This window comes from Kitasatospora sp. NPDC001225 (genome assembly GCF_053597855.1).
In genome coordinates, this window is sequence record NZ_JBSFJC010000095.1 from 26,619 (window position 1) to 34,183 (window position 7,565).

Annotated in this window: 7 protein-coding genes; 5 read left to right on the plus strand and 2 right to left on the minus strand. The window is 73.2% G+C overall.

Annotation, left to right across the window (positions count from 1 at the left end):
* Positions 1–129: 129 nt before the first annotated feature.
* The 5 genes from tsf to rlmN all read left to right on the plus strand — a co-directional run bounded on the left by tsf (position 130) and on the right by rlmN (position 5,349).
* Positions 130–969: a translation elongation factor Ts gene (tsf, locus tag ACWDCZ_RS27730; RefSeq protein ID WP_074001524.1), complete on the plus strand. Its 840-nt coding sequence runs from the start codon at positions 130–132 to the stop codon at positions 967–969.
* A 261-nt stretch (positions 970–1,230) separates the two neighbouring features.
* Positions 1,231–1,995 (plus strand): UMP kinase, encoded by a 765-nt coding sequence (gene pyrH, locus ACWDCZ_RS27735; RefSeq protein WP_030056790.1) that lies wholly within the window; start codon positions 1,231–1,233, stop codon positions 1,993–1,995.
* 98 nt (positions 1,996–2,093) lie between these two features.
* The gene (gene frr / locus ACWDCZ_RS27740) at positions 2,094–2,651 is read left to right on the plus strand and encodes a ribosome recycling factor (RefSeq protein WP_049657639.1); all 558 of its coding nucleotides are present in this window, start codon (positions 2,094–2,096) and stop codon (positions 2,649–2,651) included.
* Positions 2,652–2,935: 284 nt separating this feature from the next.
* Entirely contained in the window at positions 2,936–4,165 is a 1,230-nt protein-coding gene (locus ACWDCZ_RS27745; RefSeq protein ID WP_375877491.1) for a phosphatidate cytidylyltransferase, read from the plus strand.
* A gap of 83 nt (positions 4,166–4,248) precedes the next feature.
* Positions 4,249–5,349: a 23S rRNA (adenine(2503)-C(2))-methyltransferase RlmN gene (gene rlmN, locus ACWDCZ_RS27750; protein ID WP_074001525.1), complete on the plus strand. Its 1,101-nt coding sequence runs from the start codon at positions 4,249–4,251 to the stop codon at positions 5,347–5,349.
* 26 nt (positions 5,350–5,375) lie between these two features.
* Here the strand turns inward: rlmN and ACWDCZ_RS27755 are convergent, their stop codons facing one another.
* Positions 5,376–6,527: a hypothetical protein gene (locus ACWDCZ_RS27755; RefSeq protein ID WP_449817250.1), complete on the minus strand. Its 1,152-nt coding sequence runs from the start codon at positions 6,525–6,527 to the stop codon at positions 5,376–5,378.
* A gap of 60 nt (positions 6,528–6,587) precedes the next feature.
* Positions 6,588–7,343: an ABC transporter ATP-binding protein gene (locus tag ACWDCZ_RS27760; RefSeq protein WP_049651896.1), complete on the minus strand. Its 756-nt coding sequence runs from the start codon at positions 7,341–7,343 to the stop codon at positions 6,588–6,590.
* Positions 7,344–7,565: the final 222 nt, after the last annotated feature.

Genomic DNA, 7,565 nt, shown 5'->3' on the forward strand with positions numbered 1-7,565 from the left:
CGTACCAAGGGTGAGGGGCACCGGCCGGTACGAAGCCGGCAGGTGCCCCTCTCTCCCGCGCCGGGACCGAACCAGCGGTCCCGGCGCATCCCCACGCAGACACGCGAGACGCGAGAAGAGATTCACACCATGGCGAACTTCACCGCCGCGGACGTCAAGAAGCTCCGTGAGCTCACCGGCGCCGGCATGATGGACTGCAAGAAGGCCCTGGACGAGGCCGAGGGCAACGTCGAGAAGGCCGTCGAGCTCCTGCGCATCAAGGGCCAGAAGGGCGTTGCCAAGCGCGAGGGCCGTGACGCCTCCAACGGCGCCGTCGCCGCGCTCATCGCCGAGGACAAGAAGTCCGGCGTTCTGGTCGAGCTGAACTGCGAGACGGACTTCGTCGCCAAGGGTGACAACTTCGTCCAGGTCGCCGACGCCATCGCCGCCCACGTCGCGAAGACCGCCCCGGCCGACCTGGACGCCGCCCTGGCTTCCGAGATCGAGGCCGGCAAGACCGTCCAGCAGTTCGTCGACGAGGCCAACGCGACCCTGGGCGAGAAGATCGTCTTCCGTCGCTTCGCCCAGTTCGACGGTGACGGCTTCGTCGCGGTCTACCTCCACAAGACCAGCCCCGACCTGCCGCCGGCCGTCGGCGTCCTGGTCGAGCTGGACAAGGAGAACGCCGAGGTCGCCAAGGACGTCGCGCAGCACATCGCCGCCTTCGCGCCGAAGTACCTGTCCCGCGAGGAGATCCCGGCCGAGGAGCTCGAGAACGAGCGCCGCGTCGCCGAGGCCACCGCCCGCGAGGAGGGCAAGCCGGAGGCCGCCCTGTCGAAGATCGTCGAGGGCCGCGTCACGGGCTTCGTGAAGGAGAACTCCGTCCTGGAGCAGGCCTTCGCGAAGGACAACAAGAAGACCGTCGCCAAGGTCCTCGAGGAGAACGGCGTCGCCCTCAAGCGCTTCGCCCGCTTCCGCGTCGGCGCCTGAGCCACGTTCCACCTGGTCCCCGGCCCCCTTACGCTGGGAACCGCCCCCGCCCGCTGACCGGGGCGGGAGGAACGCCGAACGGGCTCACCCCGCGCCTACCGCCAACGGGCGGGCTCGCGTCGGCACCATGAACGACGAGGAGGCCATTGCCGTGCAGGACACCGAACCGGTTCCCGCGGCAGTGGCCTCCTCGCGTGTACGCGCAGGCCGGGCATCCGCACACCCGCGTCTGTGACCAGTAGGTGCAAAAAGGAGAAGTCCATGCAGGAGACGCAGGAGACCGCGCAGGACCCCAAGGCCGGCTCGCGCCGCCGGGTGCTGCTCAAGCTGTCCGGTGAAGCCTTCGCCGGTGGTGGCGGGCTCGGCGTCGACCCGGACGTCGTGCACGCGATCGCCCGGGAGATCGCCACCGTCGTCCGTGCCGGTACCGAGGTCGCGGTGGTCATCGGCGGCGGCAACTTCTTCCGGGGCGCCGAGCTCCAGGTCCGCGGCATGGACCGGGCCCGCTCCGACTACATGGGCATGCTCGGCACCGTCATGAACTGCCTGGCGCTGCAGGACTTCCTGGTCAAGGAAGGCATCGAGACCCGGGTCCAGACCGCCATCACCATGGGCCAGGTCGCCGAGCCGTACCTGCCGCTGCGGGCCGTCCGGCACCTGGAGAAGGGCCGCGTGGTGATCTTCGGCGCCGGTATGGGCATGCCGTACTTCTCCACCGACACCACGGCCGTCCAGCGCGCCCTGGAGATCCACGCCGACGTCCTGCTGATGGGCAAGAACGGCGTGGACGGCGTCTACGACTCCGACCCGCGGACCAACCCGGACGCGGTCAAGTTCGACGCGCTGGAGTACTCCGAGGTCATCGCGCGCGACCTCAAGGTCGCCGACCTCACCGCGATCACGCTGTGCAAGGACAACAACCTGCCGATGCTGGTCTTCGAGCTGCTGGCGGAGGGCAATATCGCGCGTGCGGTGAAGAGTGAGAAGATCGGCACACTCATCAGCCAGGATTCTGTCCGGGCCTGAGCAGCAACCAGCCGTACGGGACGGCGGCGGCGCCGTGACCGGCCGCCGCGCCGACACCGGTCGGGACAACAGCAGATGAACCGGACAGGGAGACCACAGTGATCGAAGAGACCCTCCTCGAGGCCGAGGAGAAGATGGAGAAGGCCGTCAGCGTCGCCAAGGACGACCTCGCGGCCATCCGCACCGGCCGCGCGCACCCGGCGATGTTCGCCAAGATCGTCGCGGAGTACTACGGCGCCGTGACGCCGATCAACCAGCTGGCCTCCTTCTCGGTGCCGGAGCCGCGGATGGCGGTCGTCTCGCCGTTCGACAAGACCGCGCTGAAGGCCATCGAGCAGGCGATCCGCGACTCCGACCTGGGCGTCAACCCGTCCAACGACGGCTCGATCATCCGCGTGGTGCTGCCCGAGCTGACCGAGGAGCGCCGCCGGGAGTTCATCAAGATCGCCCGTACCAAGGGCGAGGACGCCAAGGTCTCGATCCGCGCCGTGCGCCGCAAGGCCAAGGACGCGATCGACAAGCTGGTGAAGGACGGCGAGGTCGGCGAGGACGACGGCCGCCGCGGCGAGAAGGAGCTCGACGACACCACGGCCAAGTACGTGGCCCAGGTCGACGAGCTGCTGAAGCACAAGGAAGCCGAGCTGCTCGAGGTCTGATGAACGACGCCCCTGACGCCCCCGGCTACTGGGGCCCGTCCGACCAGCAGTTCCAGCCCTACCGCCCGGCGCCGCACCCGCAGGCCGCCCCTGTCCCGGCCCACCCGGCGCCGGGGTACGGCGCGCGGCCTGCGGCGCCGGCCCCGGGACATCCCGGTCACCCGGGCGGCCACGCCGTGCCCCCGGGCACGCCGGGCGTCGCCCGGGGAGTGCCGGGCCTCCGTTCGGATCAGCCGCAGCAGCCTCCGGTGTACTGGGGCGGCGACGCGGAGGAGACTCAGGTCATGCCTCCCGTACCGGCCGAGCCCGGCCCGCCGCCCGGCACGCCCGACCACGGTCGGTCGGCCGGCCGCGGCCGGCCCGCGGCCCACGGGCGGCCCGCCACCGGCGGCCCGGCCGACCCCGCCGAGGGGCAGGCCCGGGGGGCCGGTCGGCTGAGCGGCCCGCTGTTCCGGGACGAACAGCCCGAGCCGGCGCCGCCGGGCGTCACGGAGACGGTCGTGCTGCGCGCGATATCCGACGACGCCGCCCCCGCCCCCGCCCCCGGTCACGGCACCCCGCCGCACCCGGGGGCACCGGTGCATCCCGCGCCGCCGGCGAACCACCTGGCGGCCGGGCAGCCCCGCTTCGTGCCGTCGTCCCTCCCAGGGCAGGAGACACCCGTGGCCGCCCAGCCCGCTCCGCAGCCGCAGCCGCGCAAGCAGCGCGGCGGCCGTAACCTCCAGGCCGCCATAGGCGTGGGCGTCGGCCTCGGTGCGGTGATCATCGCCTCGCTGTTCGTGGTGAAGGCGCTGTTCCTGGTCGTCGTGATGGCCGCGGTCGCGGTCGGCGTCTGGGAGCTGACCAGCCGGCTCGCCGAGCGCAAGCAGATCAAGGCGCCGCTGGTCCCGCTGGTCGTGGGCGGCATCGCGATGGTCGCCACCGGCTACTGGTCCGGCATCCAGTGGGCCGCCGCCTCGCTCGCGCTGACCGGGCTGGCGGTGATGGTCTGGCGGATGGCCGAGCCGCCGGAGGACTACCTGCGGGACATAACGGCAGGCGTGTTCACGGCCTTCTACGTGCCGTTCCTGGCCACCTTCGTGGCGATGATGCTGGCGGCAGACGACGGCCCCCAGCGGATCGTGCTCTTCCTGATCGTGACGATCTGCAGCGACACCGGCGCCTACGCGGTGGGCTACAAGTTCGGGAAGACCAAGCTGGCCCCGACGATCAGCCCGGGCAAGACCCGCGAGGGCCTGGCCGGCGGCATCGGCCTGTCGATGCTGGCGGGCGCGCTGCTGATGGAGCTGATCATCGACGGCGGCAGCTGGTGGCAGGGCCTGATCCTGGGCGGCTGCGCGGCGGTCACCGCGACCCTGGGCGACCTGGGCGAGTCGATGATCAAGCGCGACCTCGGGATCAAGGACATGGGCACGCTGCTGCCCGGCCACGGCGGCATCATGGACCGGCTGGACTCGCTCCTGCCGACCGCCCCGGTGGTCTGGCTGCTGCTGGCGGCCTTCGTCGGCAGCTGACCCGCCCGGGCGGGACGTACGAGGTGAGGGCCCCGGACGCCTGGCGTCCGGGGCCCTCGCGCGTCTGCGACACTGGAACAACCATGCCTAAGCCCGGAGAACTCACCTTTGTCGCGCCGCGCGGCGCCAAGCCCCCGCGACACCTCGCCGACCTGAGCCCCGCCGAGCGCAAGGAGGCCGTCGCCGAGCTGGGCGAGCAGCCGTTCCGCGCCAAGCAGCTCTCCAACCACTACTTCGGCCGGATGTCGAACGACCCGGCGAGCTGGACGGACATCCCCGCCGCCAGCCGGGAGAAGCTCACCGGGAGCCTGCTGCCCGAGCTGATGTCGGTGGTCCGGCACGTCTCCTGCGACGACGACGCCACCCGCAAGACGCTCTGGAAGCTGTTCGACGGCACGCTCGTGGAGTCCGTGCTGATGCGCTACCCGGACCGGGTCACCATGTGCATCAGCTCGCAGGCCGGCTGCGGCATGAACTGCCCGTTCTGCGCCACCGGCCAGGCCGGTCTGACCCGCAACCTGTCCACCGGCGAGATCGTCGAGCAGATCGCCTCCGGGATGCGCGCGCTCAAGGCGGGGGAGATCCCCGGCGGCGAGGCGCGGCTGTCCAACGTGGTCTTCATGGGCATGGGCGAGCCGCTGGCCAACTACAACCGGGTGCTGGCCGCGATCCGCCGGCTGACCGACCCGGCCCCGGACGGCTTCGGCCTGTCCCAGCGCGGCATCACGGTCTCCACCGTCGGCCTCGTCCCGGCGATGAACCGGTTCGCCGACGAGGGCCTCAGCTGCCGTCTGGCGCTGTCGCTGCACGCCCCGGACGACGAGCTGCGCGACGAGCTGGTCCCGGTGAACACCCGGTGGAAGGTCGCCGAGGTGCTGGACGCGGCCTGGAACTACGCGGAGAAGTCCGGCCGCCGGATCTCCATCGAGTACGCGTTGATCAAGGACATCAACGACCAGGCCTGGCGGGCCGACCTGCTCGGCCGCCTGATCAAGAACCACCGGGTGCACGTCAACCTGATCCCGCTGAACCCGACCCCGGGTTCCAAGTGGACGGCCTCCCGGCCTGAGGACGAGCGCGAGTTCGTCCGCCGCCTCCAGTCGCACGGCGTGCCGACGACCGTCCGCGACACCCGCGGCCAGGAGATCGACGGCGCCTGCGGCCAGCTCGCCGCGGCGGGCTAGGACAGGCGCCAGGCGCGTGGCGCGGGTCAGCGCAGGCCGGCGGCCGCCAGTGCGGCGGTCGCCCCGCCGGTCAGCAGCAGCGTGCTGCCCACCGCGAGGGTGCGCAGCGCGACCGCGCCGAACAGCAGCCGGGGCGAGGTGCCGAGGCGCAGCAGCGCGTCGGTGACCTCCCGGCGGTCGGTGCGGACCTCGGCGAGCCGGGTGACCACCGCGGCGGCCGCGCAGCCGAGCACCAGGCAGGCCTCGACCGCGGGCAGCGCGTCGGCGCTGTCGGGCGTGCCGATCCAGTAGCGGACGGTGGTGAGCACCAACGCGACGGCGAGGGTGAGCACGGCCAGCGGTGCGCCGAGCCGCCGGGCCTGGGCGGTGAGCCCGCGCCCGGCCAGCAGCCGCAGCGGGGTGGGCCGTCCGACGGCGAGCAGCCGCCCGGCCCAGCCCAGCAGCGGGCCGGTGAGCAGGGCGAGGCCGAGCGCGCTGGCGGCCCAGCCGCCGAGGGCGGCGGTGCTGGTGCTGCCGAGCCCGGCGGGCAGGTGGATCGGGCGGCCGTCGGCGGCGGCGCCGGGGCGCAGGGCGATGAGTTCGAGCGCGGCGCCGATGACGCCCAGTCCGGTCGCCAGGGCGATCCGCCAGACGCCGAAGCCGGTCGGGGCCTGGGTGCGGCCGCCGGGCAGGGTCTCGGTGACGGGCACCGCGCAGGCGGCGGCGGTGCCGGCGGTGAGCGGGACCAGGGCGAGCAGGGCGACCGGTGCGGCGGTCGGCAGCGGCACGCCCATGCCGAGGTCGGGGGCGAGCCCGGGCCCGGCGACGTCGTTGCGCAGCACCAGGAAGGCCAGCAGGGTCAGCACGCTGCCGAGGGTGGAGGCGAGCGCGACCTCGCCGGCGATCAGTGTCCGGATCCGGTGGGAGCCGGCCCCGGCGGCGGTGAGGCCGGCGATCCGCTCGGGCCGCCGGGCGGGCACCGCGCGGGCGGCGACGGCCGCGAACCAGGCGACGGCGGCGAGCGGGGGCAGGCACCAGAGCAGCCGGACCAGCGGGCCGGCGCCGCCGGCCGGGTCGCTCATCGCCCGGCCGAGGGAGCGCAGCAGGAAGGCGGCGACCACGGCGGCCGCCAGCGCGGTGAGCAGCCAGCGGCCGAGGTCGGGCACCCGGTAGCCCCGGGCCAGACGGAAATAGAACACGTCGACTCTTTCAGCGGCTCGGCGGCGTTCGGTGGCTCGGCGTTCGGTGGCCCGGCGCCGTCAGCGGCGGGTGGCCGTGACGGCGGGCGCCCCGTTGGCCCCGGGGGCGGTGGTGCCGCGGGGGACGGGGGCGACGGGGGCGGTGAGCCGTCCGTCGACGAGGGCGACGGCGCGGTCCGCGAACCGGACGAGTTCGGCGTCGTGGGTGGCCAGGACGAGGGTGAGCTGGTGGGACCGGGCCGCGCTGGTCAGTATCCGCATGACCTGGTCGGCGGCCTCGCGGTGCAGCGGGGCGGTGGGGTCGTCGGCGAAGACCACGGGCGGCAGCGGGGCCAGGGCGCGGGCGACGGCGACCCGCTGGCGCCGGCTCTGGACGAGCCGCTCGGGGCGCAGCCGGGCGCAGTCGCCGACGTCGAGGCGTTCCAGCCACTCGTCGGCGGCGGTGTAGGCGGCCTTGTTGCCGGCCCCGGCGAGCAGCAGCGGCAGGGCGACGTTCTCCCGGGCGGTCAGTTCGGGCACCAGGTGGGGCTCCGAGCCGACGAAGCCGAAGCGGTCGCGGCGCAGCCGTTCGCGGCCGGCCCGGGCGAGGGTGTGCACGGGGGCGCTGTTGAACCAGACCTCGCCCTCGTCGACCGGGAGCTGCGCGGAGAGGCAGCCGAGCAGGGTGCTCTTGCCGGAGCCGCGCGGGCCGGTGACGGCGAGTACCTCGCCCTCGCGGACGCCGATCGAGATGCCGCGCAGGGCGGGGGTGCCGTCATGGGACTTGACGATCCCTCGGGCCCACAGCACGTCGTTGTCAGGCGGTGCCGCTGACATGAGGATCCATCCTGGGTGGCCGCAGGGATATGACAGTCGTCAGATTAGAACGAGGGGGCCGGGTCGCGGTTGCGGCGCACTGGTCCATCACGGGCAAATCACCCGCATTCAGGCATGTTTGGTCGTACGACTGTGATGTTGAGCGGACCGGGGACGCCGAAGGGCGGCCCCGCGGGGAGCGGGGCCGCCCGTCGGGGGGGGGGGGGGAAGAAGGCTGAGGGG

Excerpts from the sequence above, each read along its gene's own strand:
- tsf (WP_074001524.1), top strand. The coding sequence starts at position 130 with ATGGCGAACTTCACCGCCGCGGACGTCAAGAAGCTCCGTGAGCTCACC.
- pyrH (WP_030056790.1), top strand. The coding sequence starts at position 1,231 with ATGCAGGAGACGCAGGAGACCGCGCAGGACCCCAAGGCCGGCTCGCGC.
- ACWDCZ_RS27745 (WP_375877491.1), top strand. The coding sequence starts at position 2,936 with ATGCCTCCCGTACCGGCCGAGCCCGGCCCGCCGCCCGGCACGCCCGAC.
- rlmN (WP_074001525.1), top strand. The coding sequence starts at position 4,249 with ATGCCTAAGCCCGGAGAACTCACCTTTGTCGCGCCGCGCGGCGCCAAG.
- ACWDCZ_RS27760 (WP_049651896.1), bottom strand. The coding sequence starts at position 7,343 with ATGTCAGCGGCACCGCCTGACAACGACGTGCTGTGGGCCCGAGGGATC.